This is a genomic window from Shewanella sp. NFH-SH190041 (assembly GCF_024363255.1).
GTDB lineage: Bacteria > Pseudomonadota > Gammaproteobacteria > Enterobacterales > Shewanellaceae > Shewanella.
The window spans coordinates 510177-537134 of the sequence record NZ_AP026070.1; the positions used below are offsets into that span (position 1 = coordinate 510177).

The window sequence follows — 26958 nt, forward strand, 5'->3', positions numbered from 1 at the left end:
TCCTCAGTAAGATGCTATGAACCGTAAAAAGAAAATTAATCAGACCCTGATAGCCAAAGATAAAAAGAAAAAAGCCAAAATGAGCGGTAACAATAATAAGCCAAAGTACATCGCTAAGGCTGAACGTGAACGCTTGGCGCAATTAGCTGCAGATACCAAGGGGACTGATGAGGCATCCTCTGTGGATGAGATAAGCGCAAGGGGATAATGTTCTGTTTATTGTGTTAGCTGCCCTGTAATGAGCAGAGTGTTATTGCGGCGTACAGCTGTATTGAACCCTATAGTGAGATAGGGTTTTCCCATTTTAGATAGCTGTGTATTGGTGGTGGATTGCACTTATCTACCCGGCAGAGATACTCCGTTTTTTGCCTTTCTTCATTGCTGATTATTGTCGGTTTATTTTCCTGTTAGGTATGGCTAATTGCCTTTTCCTACCCTGTTTGGTGTTTTTAGTCTGTTTTATTTATTACGACTGGGTATGAAGTTGTCAGACTATGGGGGTTGTAATAGAGGGGCACTGAGAAGGTGTTATTGGTTACCTATTGATTTAAAATCTATTTTTATCTTTTTATGTCAGTGGTTATCGCCGTTGTAGGACTATTTTAGTTAATAAGGCTGATTCATCTTATCTCGAAATATGGAATTTATCCTTGTTATTTGGATGATGCATTAATAAGTTAATATAACCAATAAGGTATATTGACTTATGACTTTTTTGTTCATCCTAGTTTATAGCCAGTAATGACCCAGAAAAGAGAAGTTGATTGTGATAACTCAGTCTGAGCATTTGTTAGCTCTATAGTATTATTATAAATATTAATGATGGGTTAATTTATATTTTATTATTGATAATTGCATGGGAGAAGACGTAATCACGCGAGAAAAAATGCAGTTTAAATAATATATAATTGAAAAAAAAGGAAATATTTATATTGATTGTTTGTTTAATTGTTGTGTCGACGTTCTTCTCTGTATAAAAATATTAGTCAAATCAACAAAAATGTCTACAGTTTGCAAAAAGCAATTCGTTTTGCGCATTTTGTTAACGCAATGTCTTTATTTGCTATCAATAATGCCAAATTTTAATATGGCGGCTGAAATTATCTTGCATTCGTTATTATTTATTTAAACCCGAATCATTCTTATTTGGCAAATTTTCAATGATAAAAAATATTAAGACCAGTTTCCTGGCAGTATTTCCATCTCTGGTATCCAGTTTACTCATGGTGTTGATAGCGGTTTATACCTTCACCTCTTTTAAACAGCTTTATGCTAATAATCAGCGGTTGGTGAATAACACTGCACTTTCTCAAGTTTTTACCGATATGCGACAGGAGTTTTTTCAACTCAGATTAGCATCCATCTCTGATAATCCTCAGGAAGTGAATGAACATCTTGACGTAATCCATACGTTGTTGCAGAAAATGTCGACTTATAAAATGCGTTATTTAAATAAGAAGACGGATGATGTTGCACAATTGGTTCCTAGCATTGAGCAATATATGCGGTTATATCGTCAGGATTCTGCTCAAGCTAAACAGCAAAATACGTATTTGATTGTGAGTAAGGAACGCCATGCGCTCGGGGTCGATATTAGCCATAAAATGACCAATATCGTAACCATTATTACGGAGCGCAATCATGGTGTTGGGGATGAGACTGCCAGTGCGATTTCCAATATGCAGCTGACTATGACGGGATTAATTGCGCTGGCTATTATTCTGTCAATTACTGCAGCTTTTGTGACCAGCAAAAAATTGGTTGATACCGTCAACTTGATTAAATCTGTGATGGAAAAACTGGCGCAGGGTCAATTGACCGATAAAGTACGGATCCGAGGTAGTAACGAGCTGTATTCACTGGCTGAAGACTTGGATAGGGTGATCGACTATTTGCGTCGAATGATGTCAGAAATCCGTGATGCCAGTGAGCATATTTCTGAGCAGGTAAATCAGTTAACTGAGCAGTCTCAGGCGAATAGCTTAGCTATTGAAGCCCATAAGGTAGAAACAGATCAAGTGGTTGCGGCCATGACTGAGATGAGTGCAACCGCCCATAATGTGGCAGATCATGCGTCATCTTCGGCTCAATTTACTCAGCAAGCGAATGAACAGGCCGAGCGCTCTCGTCAGGCGGTAGAGCATGCCTCAAATACGGTGAATGCCCTTGTCAGTGAGGTGGAAAATACAGCGGCGACTATTGAGGACATGAATCTACAGAGCCAACAGATTGCCTCCATTCTTAATGTGATCGGCGGGATTGCAGAGCAGACTAATTTGCTGGCGTTGAATGCGGCGATTGAAGCGGCCCGAGCTGGAGAGCAGGGCCGGGGATTTGCGGTTGTGGCCGATGAGGTACGTGCTCTAGCCGCCCGCACTCAGAGCAGCACGAGTGAAATCAATACCATGCTGGATAAACTGCGTAATGGCGCCGAATCAGCTGTGGCTGCGATGGATCAAACCCGTAAGAGTTGCCAAGATACGGCGGAAACGACGTTAGCTGTAACCAGTAATTTGTCGCAACTGAACCAATATGTTTTTGATATTGATGGGGTGAGCAATCAAATTGCGACTGCAGCCGGACAACAGAGTACTGTAGCAGAAGAGATAAACCACAATCTGGTGACCATTCAGGAAAAGGTGGATGAGTTAAGCCAAAGCGGCAATGCAACCCATGCCACTGCTGAGTCATTGTCTACCACTCGGGAGCAACTGACCGCAGTAGTGGGGCACTTCAAGTTTTAATCGAACAGATAAAAATTGATAATGGCCATCAACATGGGATTATTACTGTGTTGATGGTGTTTTATGACTAGCGAGATGGTGGGCTAGTCCTCCCTTTGTTAACTGCAATCATGCGCCCTCACGGAGGGCGAATGCTGTGATATTTTATTGATGGTTAAGTTAATAAGCGTGGGGGTTATCTTGTTGGGGTATATTCGATTTCTGGATATGGCTGAATATCTAATAAGTTATCTGTTGGGTTGTAACTATTTCTTATTGCGTTATCAATTTCTTTCGCTCTAGCCAGAGTGATTCTTTTTATCTCAACTTCTAAATCGTCGTAAACGGAGAAACTCCCTCCAAGCCATCTTGCTGGTGCATTTAAGCAAAATATTGCAATACAAAGTGCAGCAAGGAAGGTTAAGCACATAGCAAAAGTGTCCCACTTTAGCACTTCATTAACGAAGAATGCTGCCAAAGATGCAATTGCAATAACTGAGGCTATATGCAGAAAGTCAATAATACTACCCCAAAGTCGACGTAGAGAGCTCCATCCGCTAACTATTGTACAAACTTTTTTATTTTCTACTTTACCAAGAGTGTGGAGTTCATCTGTATCATGAATATATACGGCATAAGGATATAAGTATCCATCATTCGTATAATAGAATAATGTTATAGCGCTCTGAGAAGGTACATTTACTTTTCCAGATTTAACGACAGATTTTACCTTTCCATTAGCCATACGCACATTGATAGTCGTGTGGTAAGAAGTTGAACTAGTCGTATGATTATTTCTGGTTGATGTTGTGGTTATGGATTCTACTGAACCACCGGCATAAATACCTGTTAAAGTATCTAACTCACCTTGAAAACACTTTCCCTTAATATCAAGGCTATAAGGGAAGCTATTGAAATTCATAATTAAACTCATTGTTATGATTAAAATAAAAAGGAGGATTATTCTGTTATGTAGGTTACTTTATTAAAATAAATTTAAGTAAGTAAAATATAATTATATTGATTTAATAATCATATATCTAGAGCAATATGATTATATGGGATGTATATCGAAGTTTTATTGGGAATATTCTTAATAATCATAATGATATGTGGAATAATGTTTTATTGTCTTATCAGTGTGGGTAATGAGAATTATTTTAAATAGTATAAATGAAGGTGAATAGCCTTTACATACTAACTTGATTGATACTATATACATGATATTTAATGAGGTTTGTTGTTCTGGATACTTTTTATTGTGAAACCAGTCATATCACTTAAATTTTGTTGTTGGGTATGTCAGATTGTGTAAGTTAGTCTGTAATTAGCTAATTTCAGGTAGAGAGTATTTTGTGGAAATATATGCCATATTAGGATTATTGTTAATTTATAGCTGACAGGTGTTCGTGATGCTCTTATTGGTGAGTTTAATTCAATGAGTATAAATTTGTCCTTACAAAATAAAAGCAAAAAGAATATAGCTAAAACGATTAGTTCTGTTTTATTTTTAACTGCAATGATGAGTTATTTTTTCTACGACTGGATCGAAGCATTGAATGCAGTAAGCTTATTAAAAAGTCATATAAAGTATTCAGTTGCATCTCCATTTGGCGCTTTTTTATCTCTTGGTATATGTATCTGGGCTTGGCCAGCTTTTTTTGTGGCTTTAAATTATAATATATCAATAAATAACATGCCTATGCACCTCGGTCAGTTTGGGCGTAATATAGAACCATAAATCGCTTCTTGTGGAGGGTTTTATGATGAACATGTCAGAAATGAGCTTTATAGATTGGCAACGTCAATTTCATTCAGAAAATGCCTGTCTTGATTACCTGAAAATGCAGCGATGGCCGGATGGATTTATCTGCCCTAAATGTGGTCATCGTCAAGCCTATCAAATCCATACCCGTGAGCTTTATGAATGCTGTCAGTGCCATAAGCAAACATCCGTGACATCTGACACGCTGTTTCACGGCACGCATATCCCGCTGTCTAAATGGTTTACGGCCATTTATTTTATAGGGTCAGACAAAGGCGGAATATCAGCATTACGGCTCAAAAAGCTCATTGAAGTTAACTGGCGAACGGCAAGGTTGATACTGAAAAAATTGCGTATCGCAATGGGGCACAGAGACAGACTGTATTGGTTATCTGGCAACATAGAATTGGATGATTGCTTGGTTGGCGGCAAACAAAAAGGTAAACGTGGTCGAGGCGCGGCAGGGAAAACACCGATAATTGTGGCCGTTGAAACCCAAGGTGAACGAGCCGGCTATATTGCCATGCAGGCTGTTAACCGTATCAGCCACCAAAGTGTCGAGCAATTTGTGCAAGCGCATATTCTCCCCAATCAATATGTTCGCTCAGATGGGCTACGTGCATTGACTATCATTGATAAAACCCAGCATCACGAAGCCAGAGTGACGCCGAAAGAATTGGTTGATGAGTGGCTCCCGTGGGTACATATCGCCATTAGCAACCTGAAAACATTTATTCAGGGCACATTCCACGGAATATCCAAAAAATATGTACAGGAATACCTCAATGAGTTCATTTATCGTTTTAATCGCAGAAGAATAGAAAAACAAATTCCTATGCGGCTGTTAAATATAGCTATTTTTCATTCACCTATGAACTCATGCTGAGCAAAGTGCATAGGCATGTAAAATAATAATCACTTTTTTTATGATAGGAATTATTGCTTCTTATTTATCATATCAATTTGTCAATAATAATCTTGTGGCTAAAGGATATTTGGTAAAAACTAAAGTTACAAATGTCAATATGTATGTAACCTACACAAAGATATTAAAATAATATTTGGTATTGCACCTATTTGGTACACAAAAATTTATTGTTAGGTACTGTCGAAACAGAGATAGTATTTGTTGGGGGGGATAAAAGACCCTAGAGATAGTTAAGGGGATTGTTTGCAATCCCCTTAACCCAGAACGTTTTCAGTTGTGATGTAGTTGAAGTAGTAATGATTATTTTACTGCAGGTCACTCAACCTTGAGCGCGAAGCTCTCACATATGCAACCAAGCAGCGTTTTGGATCATTAAAACGATATTACGACTGTGCTGCGGTCTTATGGGCATATTTTGCCATCAACTGATCCAGATAAGGTTGTACCCCTTTATCATCCCAGTGTAGGAAGCCGCGCATAAAGCCTACCAGATTACCGGCGCCATCGAAGACATAGGTGGCTGGCACTACGTTGGCGGGCATGATCAGTTCTACTTTTTTGGTTGGATCAGTCAGGGTTTCAAAGTTTTCAAAGCCGTGCTCCTGCATAAAGGCGGGGATTATTTCTGGCTCAGCATCAATAGACAGGGAGAGAATGGCGATATCCTTGCCTTGATTATCTTTTCTCAGCTGCTGCAGCGCTGGAATTTCTTTCAGGCAAGGTGGACACCAGGTGGCCCACAGGTTTAGCAGTAGTAATTTACCACGGTAGTCACTGATTTTGACCTCTTTACCTTTGAGATCCGTAAAGCTGATGTCCTTAACGATGCGGGCATTTTGCATTTCGATAAAGCCGGTCATCTGCATCGGCTTAGGGATCGGCTCGCCGGTGTGATAAGCCTTGTTCTGCAGCGTATGGGCGTTGACACTCAGGCTGGCGGCGACCAGTGTCAGGCTGAGACAAAGTTTTCTGATCATCTTGTATTCCTTGGGTTTTCACTGTGATTTAAAGGTGATGTTTTCGCGCGGCGCACAAACACGACGCAAGTGCCAACTGCCAGCAGTAACAGCAGGCCGGGGCCGAACCAGAGCAGGGCGGTACCACCGCTCAGACCCGGGCTATAACGGATTTTTTCGCCATAGCGGGCGGTTAGGTAATCAATAATGTCGTCTTTGGTTTTCCCCTCATCCAGTAGCCGAAAAATATGGCCTTTTAGCTCATTGGCAATTTGGGCGTTGGAGTCAAACAGGCTTTGGTTAACGGACATGGGGCAGCGCAGCTCCCGAGCTATCTCAAAGCCGAGATCTTTTTTCTGCGCAGGGGTGTAGAGCACATCCCCATTGGTGAGATTGGCCGCTTCTGCCGTGGCGATAAACAGCACGCCGATGACGAGGGCCGCCATCAGCCCCACAGATACTTTGCGGATAAGTTGTTTCATGCCCGGGTCTACCGTGTGATTTGTCGTGGTTGAGGATTCTGATATCTCTACCGGTTGACGACGACGGCGGGGCAGTGTGCACAGCAGGCCGCCAAGCATCATTAAGCCGCCCCCCAGCCATATCCAGCTGGCTAGGGGTTTGATGGCGATACGGATCAGGTATTCGGTGTCAGACAGTTGCACGCCTTTGGAAACGTACAGATCCCGCAAGAAGCCATGATCAATACCGGCCTGAGACATCTGCATTCCATTGGTTTTAAAGGTTTGGCGTTGAGGGAAGATATAGCCTTGGGGCTGCTCTTCACTGTCTAGCACGGCAATGCGGGCCTGCAGCGCGGTATAGGCAGGTGTTGTCACTTGCTCGGTCGCTTCATAGACAAAGATAAAGTCACCCAGCGGTTTACCCTGTCCCGGCCCCATGCGCAGCATGGCTTCTTCTTCGTAATTAGATACAGCCGTCGCACCAATAATGGCAATCGCCGCGCCAAAGTGAGCCAGATACATGCCGCTACGGCGACAACTGAGGCGACCTTTATCCAGCAGCAGATTGAGTGCTAAACACCCCAGTAGCCAGATAGCTGAAGCAGTACCAAGCCAGAGGAAATGGTTAAGGGGATCTTTATGCTGGCTACACAGTACGGTCGCCAGTGTGATGCTAACGAGTGCCAGCAGTATCAGAGGCTGGGTGCGTAACTGTTTATCCCGACGCCACTGCAACATGGGAGTGATCCCCATCAGCAGCACGGTGACAAAGGTCAGTGGCACAAAAATACTGTTGAAGTAGGGAGCGCCAACGGAAATGGTGCCAAGGCCTGCCAGCTCAAATAGTAGTGGATAGAAGGTACCCAGGAGTACGGACAGTGCGGTCACCACTAAGACGGCAATGCCCATTAGCATCAGGCTGTCTTTAGATTTGAGGCTGAAATCCAGTGGCTGACGGAACTGCTCACCGCGCAGGGCAAATAGTAGTAGCGCACCCGCGGCAAAGATCACCAGTAGCGACAGAATAGACATGCCCCGGGTGGGATCTGAAGCAAAGGCATGCACTGATTGCACAATCCCGGAGCGAACCAAGAAGGTTCCCAGCAAGCTGAGGGAAAAAGCCAGCAGACACAGTAATAGGGTTGTCAGTTGCAGGCCATCGCGTTTTTCGGTGACGATAACCGAGTGTAGCAACGCCGTGGCAACCAGCCAGGGAATAAAGGAGGAGTTTTCCACCGGATCCCAGAACCACCATCCACCCCAGCCCAGCTCGTTATAGGCCCACCATGAGCCGAAAGCATTACCTCCGGTCAGAAATACCCAGGCAATCAATACCCAGGGGCGCAAGTAGCCAGCGTGGGCTCGGGTGAGTTTACCGCCCAGCAATGCCGCCATGGCTGCTGCAAAGGTGATGGTCAGGCCAACATAGCCGAGGAACAGCAGCGGCGGGTGCAGAATGAGGCCGATATCCTGCAATATGGGGTTTAGATCGCGGCCTTCAATGGGAATATTGGGCAGGTTGCGGGCAAACGGGTTGCTGGTAAACAGCAAAAACAGGTTAAAGCCGGTGACAATCATCCCCAGTACCGCCTGTTGACGGGCGATAAAGGCTTTGTCGGTATACTTGGGATTCAAGGCAATTAACGCCGCCCACAGGGCAATAAGCATGACCCACATCAGCATGGAGCCTTCATGGCTGCCCCAGACCGCGGCGATTTTATAGTACCAAGCCAGTTGGGTATTGGAGTGGTTGGCAACATAACTGATGGAGAAATCATCATTGAGAAAGCCCCAGCCCAGACAGCTAATCGCGCCCAGCAGCGCTAGTGCCATGGCGCCACTTAATACCGGCGTATAACTGCGCAGGTACAGGTTGTCTTTTACTGTGCCGTAAAGGGGAACGACGGCCAGCAGTATGGCCAGAGCGGTACTGATGATCAGTAACAGGTGTCCGATTTCTGCAATCATGATGTTCCTCTGGCTGCCGGTTCAGCCTATCTATGCCCGGTATCGATTACGGTGCCACCCTCTTGTTGCAATAACCGTGCATCGCGAACAATGCCGCACGAGTAAAGTGCATAAAAAGGAGGTCACTTATATTTCCCGGAAAATGAGTCCGGCAATTCAATATTTAAATATCAGGAAATAAAGCCAACAATTTATTTTCAATATGCAATTAAATGTATCTTTAATGCGATTTATATAGCTTAAAAATAAGAGTGAGATATATATACCGTTTCCCGTGCATATGGGGGTTAATTCACATAAGGTGGCTAGTGCGATTTTCAATTTCATTTGCTTTGGTTTTGCAGGGTATATGAAAGCCTGCTGTTTTAATGTGATCTTGTTTTATTAATTTATTGCCCCGATTCGCGCTTCAGTCTTTTTTATACTTCCATTGTGTTGTTTTTATAATTTTATATCTAAAAATAGCGCTTTTATTTGTGAAATAAAATCTTAACCTTTCAATTAAGTGCTTGTTTTTATTAGCGGTTTATTGTTTTTATAACTGCAAATAAATCAGTGGGTTTTATTTGTGCGCCAGCGCAGATTTTTTCACGTTTCTTTATGAAGAATACGCCTTGCTCAAGTGTTTATGTCGTTCGGTGAACTGTCGGGTTCAGTGAAAAAATAAAACTAATGAAAAGTTAGGAGTGAATGATGAAACGATGGAAACACAAAACAGCGCTCAGCGTGTTGTTTTGTTTTGGCGCTGCTGCCAGTACTACCGCTCTGGCTGCCAAGCCTGGTGAGCCAGGTTATGGAACCAAGGAAATGGGCGTTTCCGCTCAGAAGACTATCGCCAATCCCGATCTGACAGAAGCAGATAAAGGCGTTAAAACTTTGCAGGATTATATTGTTCAGGAAAAAGAACTGTTTGACTTCTTATTCCAGAACCACCCTGTATTTAAATATCACGAAGAAGGCCGTTTACTCGGTACTTATAAGATTTCTGACCGCGGTGAAGAATACCTGGATCAGGGTAACAGCCAGAAGTACTCCAAGTACAAAGGCCGCCCAATGGCGATTCAGTACCGCTTGGGTGAAAAATCAATTCTGGATTACCCCAACAAGTTTGTTGGCCCAGAGAAGTGTGGTGAGTGTCACGCAGCCCAGTATGAAAAATGGAGCCGCAGCCGTCACGCCAAGACCATTCGCTTCCCTGGTGAGCACCCTGAAGTAGACAATGATCTGGAACAAACCATGTATGAGACCAAGGATACTTCTATCCTGGCTGATGGTATTACTCCAGATGCAATCTACGCCACAGTGGGTACTCCACGTACCAAGTATGGCTTTATTGATGCTTGGCTGGTGCGCGGTACTTACCACATCCGTGACGGTCTACTGAAAGATGGCACAGGCACCATGGTGGCCGGTGGTAACCAGTTCTCCCGTGGTTGGGCTGAGTGGCTGACCCCTGAAAAAGCGAAAGAAATTGCGCAAATCATTCCTGGCTTCCCAACCAAGCTGGAAGAATTTGGCCCAACCAGTTCTCACCAGTGGGGTATGACCTCATACGGTGCTAAGTACGAGAAAGAGTTCCTGTTCCAGCCTGCGTCTTCTTACTGCGAGGTGTGCCATACCTTTAAGTTTGACTTCAAGAGCAAGGATGAGTTCTTCGCTGCACTGGGTGACCCGAAAGAGCTGCAAAAACACACTATCTCTCGCGGTATCGCCTGTGAAGAGTGTCACGGTGCTGGCGGCCACTTAGATGGCGGTATCGGTGGCGGCATGCCATCTAACTGTGAACGTTGTCACCAGCGCTTCAACTTTGTTGATGAATTGGTCGGTGCAGAAGGCAGTGACGACAAGCTGGAATACGCATTTGGCGTGAAGATGAAGTCTTCTTGCCCATCATGCGGTACTGAAGGTTCTCAGATGTTCTCTTCTATGCACTATGACAAGGGTATGCGTTGTGCGACCTGTCACGATCCACACGAAGTGACTGGTAACGATTGGAAATCTACCCACACCCGCCCTGCGATGAAGAAAGACTGTCAGGATTGTCACGAAGCACAGAAGACCATTGCTGACAACAGCAAGACCCACAGTGAGCAAAGCTGTTCTTCTTGTCACATGCCAAACACTGGCTCATGTGAAAACTTCGCCGGTATCCAGTATCCAGATATGGCCGGTTTCGACGCGGTACGTAAGTCCCACGCGTGGAAGATTGACGTTCACCCAACCCGTAAGATGTTGAATCCGCCAGAAGGCAAGCCACGTGACTCTTCCGTTAAAGGCTGGACTATGGCCAAGGATGAGAACGGTCACCACTACCTGGATCTGATGTGGTCTTGTGCTCGCACTGCTATCTCTGACCATGACGTAGTTGACAACAAAGGTTGTCACAGCCCATTCCAGTCTGAACTGGAAAAAGGTCTGCACTACGAAGATCAGATGGAAATCTACGGTGAAGTGCAGAAGTGGCAGAAGCCTATCAAGGACACCTTCGCCCAGGTTGAGCAGGCCATCGAGCGTATTGATCAGCTGATGGAAGTGACCAAGCTGAGCAACGAGCAGAAGACTCAGATCTACATGCTGACTGAAAAAGCACAGGAAGCACTGGACCTGATTAAGGCTGACGGCTCTTGGGGTGTTCACGGTCCTCGCTACACCAAGAAACGTATCGATGCGGCGCTGACTTATGTCACCCAGGCTCAAGCCATCATCGACGGTTCTCTGACCGCTAAGAAGTAACGCTGAACTGCGGGAGGGCTCGCCCTCCCAAGGTGACGACCCGCCCCGGCAGTGCTGCTGCCTTGCCGGGGCTTTTATCAGGTACATGGAAAACACTATGCCCAAGTTATTGAAACAGTTCTTTCTTTCTCTGACCTTGCTGTTAACAGCCAGCCATTGTTTGGCCGGTGCTGGCGGCGAATTAACCCCGGCAGTGGTACATGACTTGAACCCGAAATATATCAGTCTGCTGGAAGGGGAGTCCCTTCATAAACAAGGTGATGTTTATTTTTTCGATGTAAATACGCTGGAGATTTGGGCTGAGGGCTATATCCCTGGTGCGGTTTTTTTCAATGTGAAGCATTGGAGAGACTTACTTCCAAAAAATAAAGCTGCCCAGATGGTGTTTTACTGCGCCAATCGTCTGTGTACCGCCAGTGTGGTGGCGGCACGGGAGGTGATGAAACTGGGCTACACCAATGTAATGCAGATGCCTGATGGCATCTATGGCTGGCGGATGTCCGGCCGGGCTCATGAGGTGCCTTAAGCCGCAGGCATTTGTACTGAATTGAGCTTGAAACAGGGAAAACTGACATGTGCTTCGATGGGGTTGCCCCCGGTGGAACCCCGATGCGAGCACCTCAACACTGAATTGTTACCTAGAGAGTTTGCTGATGAAAATGTTTAAAAAATCCATATTGGCCAGCTGTGCCGCCCTACTGGTTTGTGCCCAGGTGAACGCTACTGAGTTGAGCTCTGATCTAGACCGTGAGTCTTATGCCATTGGCGCGTCAGTGGGGAATTACATGTCTAACCAAGTTCATGGACAACTGGAGCTTGGGGCGCAGATCAATATGGATGCCGTTGTCGACGGGTTTGTTGATGCTCTGAAAGATCAGTCAAAAATCAGTGAAGAAGATGTGGTGACCCTGCTGAACCAGCGGTTGAAGTTCCTGAATGCCAAGCGGGAAGTGGAACTGGCGCAGTTAAAGCAGCAGAACAAAGATGCCGGTGACACTTACCGGATTGAGAACAAGCTTAAAGACGGCGTAACCGTGACGGCATCTGGGCTGCAGTATGAAGTGTTGACCATGGGCAAAGGGAGCAAACCTAAGCCAGAAGATGTGGTGACCTTTAACTTCGTCGGTAAGTTGCTCGATGGCACTGAGTTTGAATCTACCTATGCCATGAACAAGCCTGCCCGTATGGCCATGATGACCTTGATTGACGGCTGGCAAGAAGGCTTGCAACTGATGCCGGAAGGCTCAACGTTCCGCTTTACCCTGCCCCCTGAGCTGGCCTATGGCGAAGAGGGAGCCGGTGCCATCCCGCCACAGTCCACTTTAGTGTTCGATATTGAGCTGGTGAAAGTGGAAGTGCAGAAAGACAAGCCTATGGGCATGGGGATGGGAATGGGTGGGATGAAATCTGCCCACTGATTGAGTTAACAAGGTGGCGGGTTATTGTCGCCCGACATCTTCTGACTTGTGGCTTACTGTCGTAAGTCGCAAAGAGAACAGCGACAGGAGTGAAGATGAGCAGTCTGGCTTTGACTATCGCAGGGGTGATGAGTGGCTTTATTTTGCTGCTCTGGTGGCATCACGCCAGCTTCTTGCGCCAGTGTCAGGTGCAGATAACCCAGTGCCATGCAACAACAGGCGCTAGGGAGCTGCTCCCCAAGCCGGATACTTCATTCCCGTCACTGCTGGCCCCGATACTGCTAAGCCTGTTTGTACTGGCGCTCAGTGTCGGAGTCTACAGCCTGACCGGCCGCTTTAGCGGCTGGGATACAGGCAAACCTGACGTCCACACCGACTATCTGGTGGCCGCCGACATCACCAGAGGCCGTCAGGCGATTGAGCAAAACCCGGATGACGAGATTGCATTATTGGCACTGGCCCAATCTTATGCCGCAGGCGGTATGTACCTCGAGGCGGTGACCACCCTAGACCAGCTCCTGATCCTACAAGGTGAGCAAGCTGAACTGCTAGGGATGAAAGCCACCGCGCTGTACTACCGTGATGGGCGCACTATTGCGCCTGACACCGGCATTGTGATTGCTAGGGCGCTGGCCCTGCACCGTGAAGAGCTGCAAACCCGACTGCTGCTGGCCACGGATGCTTATCTAAGCGGGGATTATGCCGGGGCGATCCGCCACTGGCAGATCCTGCTAGAGAACCGCACGCAGCCCTTTAACCGGGCCGGGATCCATAATGCAATTTCCAAAGCACAGAGCAAGCTGGATCCGGACACAAACACTGAAGCAACCATAAAAAAATAGACGTCAGTACTAACTGACAGATGGAGGATGTTGTGAGTGAAAATCTAGAGAGACGGAGGTTTCTTAAAGGTGTTGGAGCTTGCTCGTTGCTGATGGCGCCACTTGGCTGCAGCTCAGTAAAAGAGGAAAGTGACGGTGCCTATAAGCCTCATTACGTCATGGTGTTTGACCAGAATAAATGCGTAGGCTGCGGTGATTGTAAAGCGGCCTGTAATCAGGCGAATAATCTGCCCGAAGGCGTATCCAAGGTGTTATTGGAGCAGCAGTCTGGTCGGGTGGAAGGTCAGCCTTGTCCTCACTGCGGCAAGATGAAATGTGACTGTGAGCGTAAGTTTGTGCGCGTGTCATGTCAGCAGTGTAAAAATGCCCCTTGTGTCTCTGTTTGCCCTACTGGTGCTGCGCACAAGGATCCGAAAACCGGCGTGGTGACCATGGATGACGCCAAGTGCGCCGGCTGTAAGTACTGTATTACGGCCTGTCCTTATAATGCCCGCTTTATTAATAAGAACACGGATGTCGCGGACAACTGTGATTTCTGTCTGGAAAGCAAGCTATCTAAGGGTGAGCTGCCAGCTTGTGTACAGAGCTGTCGCTATGACGCACTGGTATTTGGTGATGCCAATGACCCGAACTCCTTTGTCAGCCGATTGTTGGCGGTGAAGGATTCCGTGCGCATCAAGGCGCATCTGGGGACTGAACCCAGCCTGCGCTATATCCCGATTGTGAAACTGGGGGTTTAATCAATGGACGGAACAATTGAATTTACCCTGGGACTGTCCCAAGGGGTTGCCTGGCCATGGCCGATTGCAGTTTATCTGTTCTTCGCGGGGATTTCCGGCGGCGCCATGACCATTGCCCTGTGTCTGCGTTTCTTTAAAGGCCAAACGGAAAATACGCCCTTTTTGAAGGCAGCGTCACTGGTGGCGCTGGCGACTATCTGTCTGGGGATGATCTGTCTGGTATTCGACCTGACTAACCCACTGTTCTTCTGGCGTATTCTGGTGTTCTACAACCTGAATTCCGTGATGAGTATCGGTGTTGTGGCGCTGCTGTTCTACATCCCGCTGGTGGCCATTCTGGCATTGCTGGCACTGGAAGAAGAAATTCGTGCAATCAAGGCGTTGAACTTCCTGCTGCCACTGGTTAATGCTCTGAAAGGCATCCGCCGTGGTGCAGAAATGGTGACGCTGGTACTGGCACTGGCGGTTTGTGCTTATACCGGCTTCCTGATCTCTGCCCTGATCCGTTTCCCGCTGATCAACACATCTGTGCTTCCTGCACTGTTTGTGGCATCGGGTCTGTCTGCTGGTGCGGCATCTGCCAAGATGATTGCGGTGGGGATGTTCCGGGAAGATCTGCATTCCAGCGAAATGAAGCTGCTGCATGGTGCTGAATGGCCGATTATGTTCGCCGAAGCCCTGTTCATCTTTATGATTGCCGTGGCATTGATGACTGGTAACGCTGGTGCTCAGGCGGCATTTGCCGCGTTCACTGAAGGAAGCTGGTCCGCTGTGTTCTGGCTTGGGGTGGTTGGTATCGGTTTTGCCGGTCCTTTGTTGCTTAACTTTGCAACTGGCAAGCAGTTTAGCCACTCTGCCAAGGCGTTTTACCTGTCTGGTGCTTGTGCCGTGACCGGGATGATGTGTCTGCGTCTGTTTATTCTGTACGCTGGCCAGCATTACGCTATCTAACCTCTATGGCACAGTGACCGCCTGTCGGCGCTGTGCCTTTCCCCCGAACTGTAATAGCCGAACTGTCAGCGACAGTCTGGTGGGCAGCGTTTGAGGCGCCTTTCTACTGCGTTATCGGTTTATCAAGTAGCGCAACTACTTATCAAAGCCTCTGCCTTGTATAAAGAAGCCTCAAATCGCTGCAAAAACAAACTTTAAAGGTCAACAGACCCTAGGTGTTTTACTGACTTAATTGGAATGTGTTTGCTATGAAAAAATGGTTACCTGCCCTGATGCTCCCTTTCCTGCTGGCCTGCAGCGATGCGGCGGTGACGGCCAAGGAGGTGACGCCTGTGGCCATCGGCGAGCATGACCGCTGTCATATCTGCGGCATGATGATCACGAAATATCCCGGGCCTAAAGGACAATTGATGCTGAAAGATTCTGATTCAGTGCCCAAATTCTGCTCCAGTCGTGATCTATTTAACTTTGCGCTGCAAAAAGAGAACCAGCGTCAAATTTCTCATCTTTTTGTCCATGATGCTGGGGAAACGGACTGGCAAAATCCGAGCGACAGCGCATTTATCGATGCTAAATCAGCATATTATGTTTATGGCACCAGCAAGAAAGCCGTGATGGGGCCGGCGGTGGCACCATTTGCCAGCCGGAAAAGTGCTGAGCAGTTTGCCGCACAATATGGCGGTCGGGTATTAACTTATCCCGATATTACCTTGGAGCTGCTCGCCGGGAAGTAACATTGCCCTTTTAATCTCCTATCATGCTGCCACCTCGGGAATGGGGTGATGCTGTCAGTGCGCCGTCAATTGTGAATAATGCGGCGCATTGTTGTTTCTGTGCCGGATGTCGGCTTGATTCGCTCGCAACAGAGTTAATCGCTTGAAAATGGATAGTCACGCCGCGTATCTCGGCGATGTTATCAGCACAGTGTAAAGTCAGCTCAACAGGGAATAGGTGTCAAAGTGGGACAGGTACAACGCAGAACACGACTCAATTATTCAAGTTGTAAACGGGATTCTCCACCTTATTGGGCTGCGTTATTGGTATTTTGCTTGGGCATCTGGTTTACCTTGGTTAGTCTGCCGCTTTTTGCTTCTGAGCCGCCAATGACAACATCTGCTGCGGCTCCCTTTTCTGCTGCATCACCTTTTTCCGCTGCTGCGGATACTCACTCTGTAGTTTCAGCTGCCAGCTCTGTCGCCCCTGTATTGCCTCAGGGGTACCGCGCAGCCAGTGTGACTGTCTCTGACAGTGCCAGCTTGACCCAAGCGTTAGCTCAAGCAGTGGATGGCACCACTATTACCCTGTTACCCGGGCATTATCCTGGCCATTTTACTGTCAATGCCGCTGTGCATCTGACCGGTCTTGCTGATACGCGATCTTCTGCCGCCCCAAGCCAGTCTGCACCAAGTGGGGCATCGCCGGGGGCGGAGGCAAAACAGCTGCTCGCGAGTGAGTTGCCACATCTGGATGCAGGTGGCAAAGGCTCTGCGCTGACCGTTACTGTGGCGGGAGTACAGATTAGTGGGTTGTATATCAGTCATTACGGCAGTGACAGTTATTACCTCGATGCTGGGGTGTTATTTCGTGATGGCGCAGGTTACGGGCTGGTGGAGCGCTGCGTAATTGATGGGCCAGGATTTGGCATTCGAGGCGATAATCTTAGCCATATTCGCATTATCGGTAACCGTATTCGAGGTGATCATCGCCTGCATAAGCTGGACCGGGGCGATGGCATTTATCTTAAGCGAGTAGATGACCCTTATATTGCCGGCAACCATATCAGCCGAGTGCGCGATGGCGTATATCTGGAAACCGTTAACCGTTCGGTGGCGCGGGATAATTATTTCACTGAGCAGCAATACGGCCTGCACTATATGTACACCCGTGATGATGAGGGCTGGGATAACTTGGCCGAGCAACTGGATGGCGGTTATGCCCTGATGAGTTCAGAGCGGATCCACTTGCACGACAATTATGTCCGTGGAGCAAAAGACTTTGGCATTTTGCTCAATATTACCCATAGATCCCGCATTGAGGATAACGCCGTGTATGCCAGTCGCAATCCTGATGGTGATGTCGCCATTATGACAGAGGGCAAAGGCATCTTTATTTACGGTGCCTTGGATAATGTTATCCGCGGCAATTTATTTGAAGACAATGATACCGGCATCAATATGGCCATGGGCGGGGAGGGTAATAAGCTGTGGGAGAATGTATTGCGGCGTAATACGGCTCAGGTGAAATATGTTGGTGACCGTCAGGTGGAATGGAGCCATGACGGCCGCGGTAATTTTTGGGATGACTATCAGGGCTGGGACTTTGATCGCAATGGTATCGGTGATATTGCTCATCGCCCTAACGACAGTTTAGATAAGTTGTTCTGGATTTATCCTGAGGCCAAGTTGCTGATGGACAGTCCGGTCGTGCTGCTGCTGCGCTGGGTGGAACGCCAGTTTTCCCCCAGTGGTCAAAGCGGTGTCAGCGATGGTTTTCCGCTGAGCCAGCCTGAATTGCCTGGTCATGCTATGGGGCTACGTCAGTCTGCCAGTGCAGAGCACGTTGCATTAACACATTAATCTCAGGGAGTGATGGGTGAGTACGAGGGTGATTGAGGCAAAGGATCTTTGTAAGGCATATCCCGGTGGGGCTTTTGCGTTGCGAGATGTCAGCTTTGCGCTGGATGAAGGACAGACCATGGCGTTGCTGGGGCACAATGGTGCCGGCAAATCGACCTTGATTAAGCTGGTGCTCGGGCTTATCAGTCCATCCGGGGGGGATATCCGGGTGATGGGGCAACTGCCGGCTCAAAGCCGTGGTCGCCGCAGTTTGCCAGTGGGGTATCTGCCGGAAAATGTTAGCTTTTATGACAATATGACCGGATTTGAAATTTTAAAATATTTTGCCGCGCTGAAAGGTATTCAGGCTCCAGTTGTCAATAATATTCTCGATGAATTTGGCTTGGAGTATGCTCGAAACAGGAAAGTGCGTACTTACTCCAAAGGGATGCGGCAACGGCTGGGTTTGGCCCAAGCGACGTTGGCGGAGCCGAAAGTTCTCTTGCTGGATGAACCCACTGTGGGGCTGGACCCTCTGGCATCAGCATTTTTGTACCGCAAAATTAATCAGCTAAAACAGCAGGGCTGTGCGGTGATTGTCTGTACCCATGAGCTGGGGTTAGTGGAAAATGAACTGGATAAAGCGTTGATTCTAGGACAAGGCCGGGTATTGGCTCGGGGCGATTTAGCGGCATTACGCAATGGCTGTGATCTGGCTTTGACTGTAGCATTTGATGATTTACCGGCCCGAATTGCCGGGGATGATTATCTGGCTGCCTTTGTTTGTGGTGATACCTTGCAGGTGGATTACCGGGGGCGAGAGCAGTTGCTGGATTACCTTATCCGGGAAAAACAGATCTGCGATTTGAGCGTTAATCTGCCCAGCTTGAGTGATATTTTCCATCATTATGTTGCCCCACTACAGCAAGTGCGGGCCGCTGAGGTAAATAGCGGGGGGATAGAGCTGTGACACAGGTGCTGATTATTGCCGCGAAGGAAATTCGTGACAGCTTGCGCAATCGCTGGCTGTTGATGATAAGTCTTATTCTGTTGATCCTGTCGCTGGGTGTTACCTTTGGTGGCGGTGCCGTAGGTGGCGTGTTGGCGGTTCCAGAGCTAGGCAATGTGATTTCTGGCTTGGTGACATTGTCGGTGTTTATGTTGCCCCTGGCCGCTATTTTACTTAGCTATGATGCCTTTGTCGGTGAGGAGGAAGCTGGCACATTATTGCTGATGCTCACTTACCCCCTTAGCCGGTTTCAGTTGCTAATGGGCAAATTTATTGGTCATGGTACCTTGTTGGCGCTGGCCTGTTTATTGGGGTTTGCCCCGGCAGGCGTGCTGTTATATCTGTTTGGCGGGGTTGCAGGTATGGCCGTGCTGACGGGATTTGGTAACTTTATGGTCAGTGGTTTATTACTGGCCTTGGTATTTATTCTGCTGGGATACCTAGTCAGTTTAAGTGTGCGGGAAAAGGCTCGCGCCTTAGGTTTGCTGTTGTTTATTTGGTTTGCTCTGGTATTGATTTATGACTTGGCTTTGCTGGCGGCGGTGGTTTCGTTGGCGGATGTGATGAGTCGCAGCAGTTTGAATCTGCTTATTCTGACAAATCCGGCGGATCTATTCCGCGCTATCAATTTAGCGACAATAGAGGCAGGCAGTCAAAGTAGTGGCAGCGCCTTGGCGGCACTGAGTCAAACCGGGCTAAGTTTGGGTGGGCTTTACCTATTAATGCTGTGTTGGGTTACTTTATTACTGAGCGCTTGTCAGCTCAGATTCCACTATAAATCCCTATAACCTCGCCACCGGCGGCCTAATACCGCCGGTTACCTTTGTTAGTTTTTATTATAATGCTTTTAATTTTTATATTTTCTGATGTGTCATTGATAGCTTTATAATTTTAATCGTTAGTACTTTAAAGTATTATTTGTCGCAGAGTTAAGATGCAATTTTGTTAACATGATAATAACGATTGCATCAATATATTATTGTTTGAATATTTTGTTTTTTTATAGGTTTTGTATGCTTAGCGTTTCTTTGATTATAACGACTTATAATTGGCCTAAGGCCTTGTATAAGGTTTTACAGAGTATTTTGTATCAGACTCGTATCCCTGATGAAATTATAATTGCTGATGATGGTTCTACGATTGAAACTACGAATATGATTCAAAGGTTTAAAGAAGAACACTCTGAGCTTAATATTATTCATTTTTGGCAAGAGGATAAAGGTTTTCGTCTGTCAAAAAGTAGAAATAAGGCTATAAATTTATCTACATGTGATTATTTAGTCCTTATTGATGGTGATATGATTTTGAATGAAAATTTCATATTAGATCATCTAAATAATGCCAAGTCAGGTGTATTGGTTTCTGGCAGACGAATAATGCTAAATGAGGCCTATTCATCTGAAATAATTCATAGTGATAAAATTGACAATGTATCATTTTTATCTTCTGCCATCATAAAGCATCGATTTCTCAGTATTAGAAATCGTTTTTTATCTAAGCTTAGATCATCAACTAATACACGGATTGATGGGATTTTGGGTTGCAATATGGCATTTTTTAAAAATGATGCTGTAACTGTAAATGGTTTTAATGAAGACTTTGTCGGCTGGGGAGCTGAAGATACTGAATTTGTTGCTCGGTTTGTGAATAATGGCTTTAAAAAGATGAAGCTAAAACATTTGGCTTTTGGATATCATCTATATCATCCAGAATCATCTAAAGAAATGGTTGAAGCAAATTGTAATATATTGGATTTAACCATATCTATGAAACTTAAATATTGCCAACATGGTTTGGCTGAATATTAATAAGGTTCTAGCTGAGCTATTTAATGGTCATTAAGTCGATTCGATCTATTGTTAAAGAGGAGACGGCTGTCTCCTCTATTTTTTCTTTGAATTCTTCCTGTAGCGAATGAAGTGAATTCTTTGTGGTGGTAATCGTTGTTTGCTACTACAAAGACAACAGCTATTTACCACGAGGGGCTTCGCAGCACGAAGAGCCACGAAGAAGCGCAAAAGCTTTCAACTATCCCTTCGCGTTTTTCGTGTAACGAATGAAGTGAGTGCTTCGTGGTGAGAATTATTGTTCGCTGTTAAACATCAAGGTAACAGCAATAGCGATTTACCACGAAGGACTTCGCAGCATGAAGAACCACTAAACAGAGCAAAAGCATTAAGCTTTCGCTTCGCGTTTTTCGTGTAACGAATGAAGTGAGTGCTTCGTGGTGAGAATTATTGTTCGCTGTTAAACATCAAGGTAACAGCAATAGCGATTTACCACGAAGGACTTCGCAGCATGAAGAACCACTAAACAGAGCAAAAGCATTAAGCTTTCGCTTCGTGATCTTCGTGTAACGAATGAAGTGAGTGCTTCGTGGTGAGACTCATTGTTCGCTGTTAAACATCAAGGGTAACAGTAATAGCGATTTACCACGCAGGGCTTCGCTGTGCGAAGTGCCACGAAGAAGCGCAAAAGCTTTCAACTTTCGCTTCGCGTTTTTCGTGTAACGAATGAAGTGAGTGCTTTGTGGTGAGAGTCGTTGTTTGCTTTTAAAAATCAATAGCAAGCATGAGGAGCATGGTTAATGATCTCACTCAGTAGTTGTTTTTGGGTGAAGTTGATATTTTTACCTCTTTATGAATATAAAATTTACCAATTTTGAGATCTCAAACTGGTGCAAAAACTGCTGAAATAGAACACAATTAAGTGTTTTTTATGAAATTTTTATATTTTTTGAGGTCTAATAATAACCCTGCATAGAGTGTGTGATTTGGGGGGGTAATCACAGACGTCCCCCTTTAGTAAACAGTAATATCGCAGTGCGTCAAAGCAGGTTGTTACATCTGCAAAACATTACCACAACAACAAGTTACAGGCAGCGAAGAGTGTTGAAAGTTACCCCGTATCTGGAATTGGATGAGCAGACGAAAAACCTGGTGGATCATTTACATGGCACTATGGTGGCGCTGACTTTCTCCGAGGCTGCGGTGTTGGCAGCCCTACTGCAAAATCCCGATGCTGTAATGACCAAAGAGGCATTACTGGAAATCGGCTGGCCTGAGCGGGTGGTCGCACCGACCTCGCTAACCCAGTGCATTAGTACCCTACGTAAAAAACTGGAGCCTTACAGTGAGGTTCAGCTAAAGACTTTAGCCCGGCGCGGCTACCAATTACATGTTTCGGAACAATCCAATGTCAAAATGGTGACATTGAATGATGCTGAATCTTTGCGGGATATTGTCACTGGCGTATCGACCCGCACTAAGATCGTCGGCATTGTGCTTTTATGTCTGTTGGCAGCAGTGATCTGGTATATCAGTGATTATCACAATGTGTTGAAGCACAGTGCAAAATGGCATGGAGAGAAAACCATTCCTCTGAATGTGGGGGGCTCACGAGGTGAGGCGACGCTAATTTACCGTGATGGTATGGAAAAGCTGCATCCATCTTGGTGGCAAAAGCATATTGCGCCGGAAGGCAACCATGTGGCTGGGATGAAAGATTTCAGTGCCTTTGCCTTGGCGGATGGCAGTACTTATTCTATGGCCATTTGTCCGGGGCAGAGTTATCAGGAATGCAGCGGCAGCGGTTTAATTAATATTGCAGCCATTAAGGATGAACCGGCGGGACTGAATATGTCGGAATTTATCCCGTTGACGGAAAAGATGGAGCAGCGCATCCGTTATAACCGTATCAAACTGCCCCAAGCCAGTAGTGGTGACAGTGAAATGACTGAGCATAATTATCATGCTGATGTCTATTTTCCTGTAGCTGGGGAGCTGCTGATCCGCAACGACATTACTATGTCGCTGATTTATAACAAACCAGATGCTGGGACATTCTATTTCTCTTCTTGTGTCACAGATCAAGATTGCCAAACTACACCGATAAAATACCGTTTACGTGGTGCGTTTACCCAGTACCAGATGAAAATTGGGAATTTTGATGCCGATGTGTTCCATGTCAAAGTCAGTCAGAAGACCTTGACTAAGCCAGAGGAGATCAGCCCGTCAGCCGTGCATTTCTTCCGTGAAATCCGTAAGCATGATGTCTTAGATGATGAGCTGTATTTTTATCGCTTATACCAAAATGAGCATACTGCGGTGTGGATTGTGCCGCGTATGGGCAATTTTATTGCTTGGACCAAATATCAGAAGTTGAACTTATAAGAATGACCTCTAACCTTAAAGTTCTGAGCTGAAGATTGTTTCAAGGCTAGGTTAAACTGATTTGGCACCTGTACTAACAGTATTAGGTGCCAACTTTTATCCTGATTATTTTTAGTAAACTAAGATTAAAACGATCGGGTATTGTTTATGACTAGTACAAGGTTATCCTTTCAGTCCTCTTTGCTTCATTTGTTGCAGACTTTAGATTGTCATACATCTCTTGCTGGTGAACTTTTGGCGGCGACGTCTAAACCTATTTTGCTCCCTAAAAAAACTATTATCATTCATCAGGGAGAGAGCCCATGCTGGGCTTTTTTCTTGATCAGTGGTATCTGTCATGCCAGTTATTTAGCGCAGGATGGCGCTTCGGTAACTAAAGAGTTTTACTGGGAACAATAGTTGGTTTTTAGTTTTGAAAGTGTGTTATTGGACTGTGCTTACCAATTCAGCGTTGAGACTTTAACGCCTTGTTCCATTGCAAAAATACCTGTTACATTCTTGGCTTCTTTACGCAAGTCATCACATCCATTTTTTCAACGGTTGCTAGAGCGGCAGTTGCTATTTAAAGAACAAAAAGAACGTACATTATTATTACATAGTGCAGAAGCTCGTTATCTGAATTTTATGGAACAATTTTCTGATTTAGTTAATAGGATTCCTGATTATCAATTGGCATCGTATTTGGGGATTTCTCCTGTCAGTTTATGTCGTATTAAAAAACGACTTGAACAAAAAAGGGGCTCAACTGGTAGTCCTCCCTTTTTTAACCGCAGTTTAAAGTAGAGGCTAAGCAGCCATCAGTGGTGGCCTGCCATTGTTTGCTTTGTGTGGTCGTTCATGATTGTAAAACCAAAGCCACTTTGTTGCGTAGTCTTGTACCTCGTCTATTGAGTCGAAAAGATGCTTGCTGACCCAACTGTATCGAATTGTTTTGTTGTGCCTTTCTATGTAAGCGTTCTGCTGGGGCTTACCTGGCTGAATATATTCAATCCGAATGTTGTGTCGCTTAGCCCAATTGACAAACTCACCGCTAATGAACTCAGGCCCATTATCACAACGGATAATTGAAGGCTTTGGCCGCTGCTCCAAGAGTTGATTTAGCGTCCTAATAACTCGTAATGCTGGCAATGACAATCCCGCTTCAATCGCCAAACCTTCACGATGATAATCATCGATAACGTTGAATAAGCGGTAGCGTCGGCCATCGGCTAATTGATCATGCATGAAATCTACAGACCAAACTTGATTCGGCCGCACGGGTTCTTTTAGAGGCTCTGGGGCATGGCGTTTTAGCCGTCGTTTGGGGCGAATACGCAGGTTTAACGCCAACTCGCAATAAATACGATATACGCGTTTGTGGTTCCAGAGTTTGCCTTTCACATTGCGCAGGTAATCAAAGCACAGACCAAAGCCCCAGTCATTTTCATCTGTCGTCAGCTGGATAAGCCAATCGGCAATATCCGCATTTTCATCTCGAAGGACTGATTGGTAGCGGTAGCAACTTTCACTGACACTGAAAATGCGACACGCCATTCGAATACTGATGTCTGAAGCCGCCACAGACTGCTGAGCAAGCACTCGCCGCTCACTGGGCTTCACCACTTTTTTGCCATGGCTTCCTGAATGATTTCGGCTTTGAGGCGTTCTTCTGCATACATTTTCTTGAGCCGCCGGTTTTCGTCCTCAAGCTCTTTCATGCGTGCCATGAGTGACGCATCCATGCCACCATATTTTGCACGCCATTTGTAAAAGGTCGCACTGCTCATGCCATGCTCACGACAAAGCTCTGGAACGGGCGTTCCTGCTTCAGCTTGCTTGAGGATGTTAATTATCTGACTGTCTGTGTATCGCGATGTTTTCATGTCGAATCTCCTACGTTTTACCTTACGAGAAAATTCTACTTTTGGCTGCTGTTATTTTTCGGGGGGACTACCAACTTAACAAGGGTTAATGACAAGGAGCTAAGTTACAGACTAACTTATTGATTTTAATTGATAGGTGTAGGTCTATGTTAGAGTCAGGGCGGGATCGCACTTTATTAAAAAATATGATCAAATAGCGGCGTCTTTTATTATTGGTCATTGCTATGGACTTGTTTGAACACCTCTCCGTCGTTACCGAAACACGCTCTGACATTAATCGTCGGCACGATCTTATTGATGTCATCTTTCTTGTTATTAGTGCCATTGCCTCAGGAGCTGAGGGTTGGCGCGATATTCAAGAGTTTGGGGACAATAAAATTGATTGGTTAAAGCAGTACCGTTTGTATGAATCAGGTGTTCCCCGCCGGCACACGATTGCGCGCATCTTGCGCGCTATTGAAGTCGAATCACTGCTGTTAGCCCTATTAAGCTGGGCCAATGAGCATCGTTACCATTCTGGTAAGCCACTGATTGCACTGGATGGCAAGGTACTTCGAGGGGCTTATCGTAATAACCCCAAGCAAGCATTGCAGCTTGTTACTGCATACGACTGTGAGAACGGACTCGTTCTCAGCCAGCGGCCGACAGCCAATAAAAACGGTGAAATCAAAGTTGTACGACAGATGCTCAAAGTCCTTGATATCAAAGGTGCCGTCATCACTATGGATGCACTCCATTGCCAGCGTGAAACGCTTGAGTTAATCAGCAGTAAGAAAGCTCATGTCGTTGTTCAAGTTAAGAAAAATCAACCTCTACTGCATAAATTTATTCGTTCTCAATTCCAAACTCTGTGTGATGCCAATAAGGAAAAGGTCATTACTGAAGTTATTCAGCAAGCTCATGGGCGTACAGAAGCACGTTACGTCTTTCAGTTAAAGGCTAAGCTCACCCCGGAGTTAATAGAGAAATGGCCGACCATCCGCAGTTTCATTGCGGTGGAGCGCCATCGTACTCAAGATGGTAAAACCTCAATCGATACCAGCTTCTACGTCAGCTCTTTATCACCAAAACATAAGCTTTTAGGACACTATATTCGTCAACACTGGCGTATTGAAAATAGTCAACATTACATCCTTGATGTTGTTTTTAAAGAGGATGCTTCGCGCATTGCAATGGGTGATGCCGTTGAAAATATGGCGCTATTTCGCCGGTTTGTGATGAACCTGTTGCAGCAGTGCCATTGTGATGCACCAAGCCAACGAAATAAGATAAAAAAGGCGGGCTGGAATGATGATTATCGTTCAAAGGTCTTCTTTGGATAAAAAGTCATCGAAGTATGCTCTCGCCCTGATGTTAGAGTGGCAATGTTTGGAGTTTGCCCAATTAAGTACAATGCAGCTGTATGATATGTTGAAACTAAGAGCTGAAGTCTTTGTGGTGGAACAGGCTTGTGTTTATCAGGATTTGGATGATCATGATTGTGCCGAAGATGTGTTTCATTTATTGGGGTATATTGAAAATAATTTAGTGGCTTATTTGCGGATTATTGGGCCAGGACGGATCTATGAGAATGTGGCATTGGGACGAGTTGTTATTGCGCCTTCACAACGTAATACAGGTTTAGGGCATCAGTTATTGGCTCTGGGGTTGATTCAGAGTAATCGCTTATTTCCGCAAGAGCATATTGAAATCAGTGCGCAACACTATTTGATGGGATTTTATAGCCAATATGGTTTCTCTGCGACCTCAGATGTGTATTTGGAAGATGGAATCCCCCATATTCATATGTACCGCGAGTTTCAGGATAATGAAGAGGCACTGAGTTAGCCAATTACTCTGAATATGCTTTATGATCCAGTTTTTCTTGTGGAA

At 45.8% G+C, this 26958-nt stretch carries 23 protein-coding genes and 1 pseudogene; 19 read left to right on the forward strand and 5 right to left on the reverse strand.

Going from position 1 to position 26958, the window contains the following annotated elements; all coding sequences use genetic code 11:
* Nucleotides 1-16 precede the first annotated feature (16 nt).
* Both NFHSH190041_RS02260 and NFHSH190041_RS02265 read left to right on the forward strand, forming a co-directional pair.
* Nucleotides 17-208 carry a DUF2986 domain-containing protein gene (locus NFHSH190041_RS02260; RefSeq protein WP_261923703.1) on the forward strand — a complete coding sequence of 64 codons (192 nt, stop codon included), beginning with the start codon at nt 17-19 and terminating at the stop codon, nt 206-208.
* A 952-nt stretch (nt 209-1160) separates the two neighbouring features.
* A complete protein-coding gene (locus NFHSH190041_RS02265) occupies nt 1161-2744 on the forward strand; it encodes a methyl-accepting chemotaxis protein (protein WP_261923704.1) in 1584 nt (527 codons plus the stop codon).
* 175 nt (nt 2745-2919) lie between these two features.
* On the opposite strand, the gene NFHSH190041_RS02270 is transcribed toward NFHSH190041_RS02265, so the two are convergent.
* Entirely contained in the window at nt 2920-3645 is a 726-nt protein-coding gene (locus tag NFHSH190041_RS02270; RefSeq protein WP_261923705.1) for a hypothetical protein, read from the reverse strand.
* A 528-nt stretch (nt 3646-4173) separates the two neighbouring features.
* On the opposite strand from NFHSH190041_RS02270, the gene NFHSH190041_RS02275 reads away from it, so the two are divergent.
* Nucleotides 4174-4464 (forward strand): hypothetical protein, encoded by a 291-nt coding sequence (locus NFHSH190041_RS02275; protein ID WP_261923706.1) that lies wholly within the window; start codon nt 4174-4176, stop codon nt 4462-4464.
* A 25-nt stretch (nt 4465-4489) separates the two neighbouring features.
* Nucleotides 4490-5374, forward strand: a complete 885-nt coding sequence (locus tag NFHSH190041_RS02280; protein ID WP_261925010.1) for an IS1595 family transposase — start codon at nt 4490-4492, stop codon at nt 5372-5374.
* Nucleotides 5375-5799: 425 nt separating this feature from the next.
* Here the strand turns inward: NFHSH190041_RS02280 and NFHSH190041_RS02285 are convergent, their stop codons facing one another.
* The 3 genes and pseudogenes from NFHSH190041_RS02285 to NFHSH190041_RS02295 form a co-directional block, all read right to left on the reverse strand.
* Nucleotides 5800-6393 carry a TlpA family protein disulfide reductase gene (locus NFHSH190041_RS02285; protein ID WP_261923707.1) on the reverse strand — a complete coding sequence of 198 codons (594 nt, stop codon included), beginning with the start codon at nt 6391-6393 and terminating at the stop codon, nt 5800-5802.
* Complete coding sequence (locus NFHSH190041_RS02290; protein ID WP_315972981.1) at nt 6390-6854, reverse strand: cytochrome c-type biogenesis protein; 465 nt, start codon at nt 6852-6854, stop codon at nt 6390-6392. The genes NFHSH190041_RS02285 and NFHSH190041_RS02290 overlap by 4 nt, the downstream gene beginning before the upstream one ends.
* A gap of 27 nt (nt 6855-6881) precedes the next feature.
* Nucleotides 6882-8804 (reverse strand): annotated as a pseudogene (locus tag NFHSH190041_RS02295) (heme lyase CcmF/NrfE family subunit); the annotation flags it as partial.
* A 693-nt stretch (nt 8805-9497) separates the two neighbouring features.
* On the opposite strand from NFHSH190041_RS02295, the gene NFHSH190041_RS02300 reads away from it, so the two are divergent.
* From NFHSH190041_RS02300 to NFHSH190041_RS02360, 13 genes are all read left to right on the forward strand, one after another.
* On the forward strand, nt 9498-11537 hold the full coding sequence (locus NFHSH190041_RS02300) for a multiheme c-type cytochrome (protein WP_261925012.1): 2040 nt from the start codon (nt 9498-9500) through the stop codon (nt 11535-11537).
* Between the two features lie 97 nt (nt 11538-11634).
* Nucleotides 11635-12063 carry a rhodanese-like domain-containing protein gene (locus NFHSH190041_RS02305; RefSeq protein ID WP_261923708.1) on the forward strand — a complete coding sequence of 143 codons (429 nt, stop codon included), beginning with the start codon at nt 11635-11637 and terminating at the stop codon, nt 12061-12063.
* A gap of 127 nt (nt 12064-12190) precedes the next feature.
* Entirely contained in the window at nt 12191-12955 is a 765-nt protein-coding gene (locus tag NFHSH190041_RS02310) for an FKBP-type peptidyl-prolyl cis-trans isomerase (RefSeq protein WP_261923709.1), read from the forward strand.
* Nucleotides 12956-13050: 95 nt separating this feature from the next.
* Nucleotides 13051-13797 (forward strand): nitrite reductase, encoded by a 747-nt coding sequence (locus NFHSH190041_RS02315; protein ID WP_261923710.1) that lies wholly within the window; start codon nt 13051-13053, stop codon nt 13795-13797.
* 32 nt (nt 13798-13829) lie between these two features.
* Nucleotides 13830-14537, forward strand: a complete 708-nt coding sequence (locus tag NFHSH190041_RS02320) for a 4Fe-4S dicluster domain-containing protein (RefSeq protein WP_261923711.1) — start codon at nt 13830-13832, stop codon at nt 14535-14537.
* 3 nt (nt 14538-14540) lie between these two features.
* Complete coding sequence (nrfD, locus tag NFHSH190041_RS02325; RefSeq protein ID WP_261923712.1) at nt 14541-15488, forward strand: NrfD/PsrC family molybdoenzyme membrane anchor subunit; 948 nt, start codon at nt 14541-14543, stop codon at nt 15486-15488.
* Nucleotides 15489-15736: 248 nt separating this feature from the next.
* Nucleotides 15737-16222, forward strand: coding sequence for a nitrous oxide reductase accessory protein NosL (locus NFHSH190041_RS02330; RefSeq protein WP_261923713.1), 486 nt, complete (start codon nt 15737-15739; stop codon nt 16220-16222).
* Nucleotides 16223-16447: 225 nt separating this feature from the next.
* The gene (nosD, locus tag NFHSH190041_RS02335; RefSeq protein WP_261923714.1) at nt 16448-18064 is read left to right on the forward strand and encodes a nitrous oxide reductase family maturation protein NosD; all 1617 of its coding nucleotides are present in this window, start codon (nt 16448-16450) and stop codon (nt 18062-18064) included.
* Between the two features lie 16 nt (nt 18065-18080).
* Complete coding sequence (locus tag NFHSH190041_RS02340) at nt 18081-19013, forward strand: ABC transporter ATP-binding protein (RefSeq protein WP_261923715.1); 933 nt, start codon at nt 18081-18083, stop codon at nt 19011-19013.
* Nucleotides 19010-19840, forward strand: a complete 831-nt coding sequence (locus NFHSH190041_RS02345; RefSeq protein WP_261923716.1) for an ABC transporter permease — start codon at nt 19010-19012, stop codon at nt 19838-19840. The genes NFHSH190041_RS02340 and NFHSH190041_RS02345 overlap by 4 nt, the downstream gene beginning before the upstream one ends.
* Before the next feature lie 225 nt (nt 19841-20065).
* On the forward strand, nt 20066-20860 hold the full coding sequence (locus NFHSH190041_RS02350; RefSeq protein ID WP_261923717.1) for a glycosyltransferase family 2 protein: 795 nt from the start codon (nt 20066-20068) through the stop codon (nt 20858-20860).
* A 1080-nt stretch (nt 20861-21940) separates the two neighbouring features.
* Nucleotides 21941-23224: a transcriptional regulator gene (locus tag NFHSH190041_RS02355; RefSeq protein ID WP_261923718.1), complete on the forward strand. Its 1284-nt coding sequence runs from the start codon at nt 21941-21943 to the stop codon at nt 23222-23224.
* A gap of 399 nt (nt 23225-23623) precedes the next feature.
* Nucleotides 23624-24007, forward strand: coding sequence for a Crp/Fnr family transcriptional regulator (locus NFHSH190041_RS02360; RefSeq protein ID WP_261923719.1), 384 nt, complete (start codon nt 23624-23626; stop codon nt 24005-24007).
* Between the two features lie 3 nt (nt 24008-24010).
* On the opposite strand, the gene NFHSH190041_RS02365 is transcribed toward NFHSH190041_RS02360, so the two are convergent.
* Nucleotides 24011-25086, reverse strand: a protein-coding gene (locus NFHSH190041_RS02365) for an IS3 family transposase (protein ID WP_261921927.1) whose coding sequence is annotated in 2 segments (ribosomal slippage) — nt 24011-24834 and nt 24834-25086 — 1077 coding nt in all. Because the reading frame shifts where the segments join, the coding sequence is not laid out codon by codon here.
* A 224-nt stretch (nt 25087-25310) separates the two neighbouring features.
* Here NFHSH190041_RS02365 and NFHSH190041_RS02370 point away from each other — a divergent pair.
* The gene (locus NFHSH190041_RS02370; protein WP_261923720.1) at nt 25311-26408 is read left to right on the forward strand and encodes an ISAs1 family transposase; all 1098 of its coding nucleotides are present in this window, start codon (nt 25311-25313) and stop codon (nt 26406-26408) included.
* Nucleotides 26409-26493: 85 nt separating this feature from the next.
* The gene (locus tag NFHSH190041_RS02375; RefSeq protein WP_261923721.1) at nt 26494-26913 is read left to right on the forward strand and encodes a GNAT family N-acetyltransferase; all 420 of its coding nucleotides are present in this window, start codon (nt 26494-26496) and stop codon (nt 26911-26913) included.
* Nucleotides 26914-26958 lie beyond the last annotated feature (45 nt).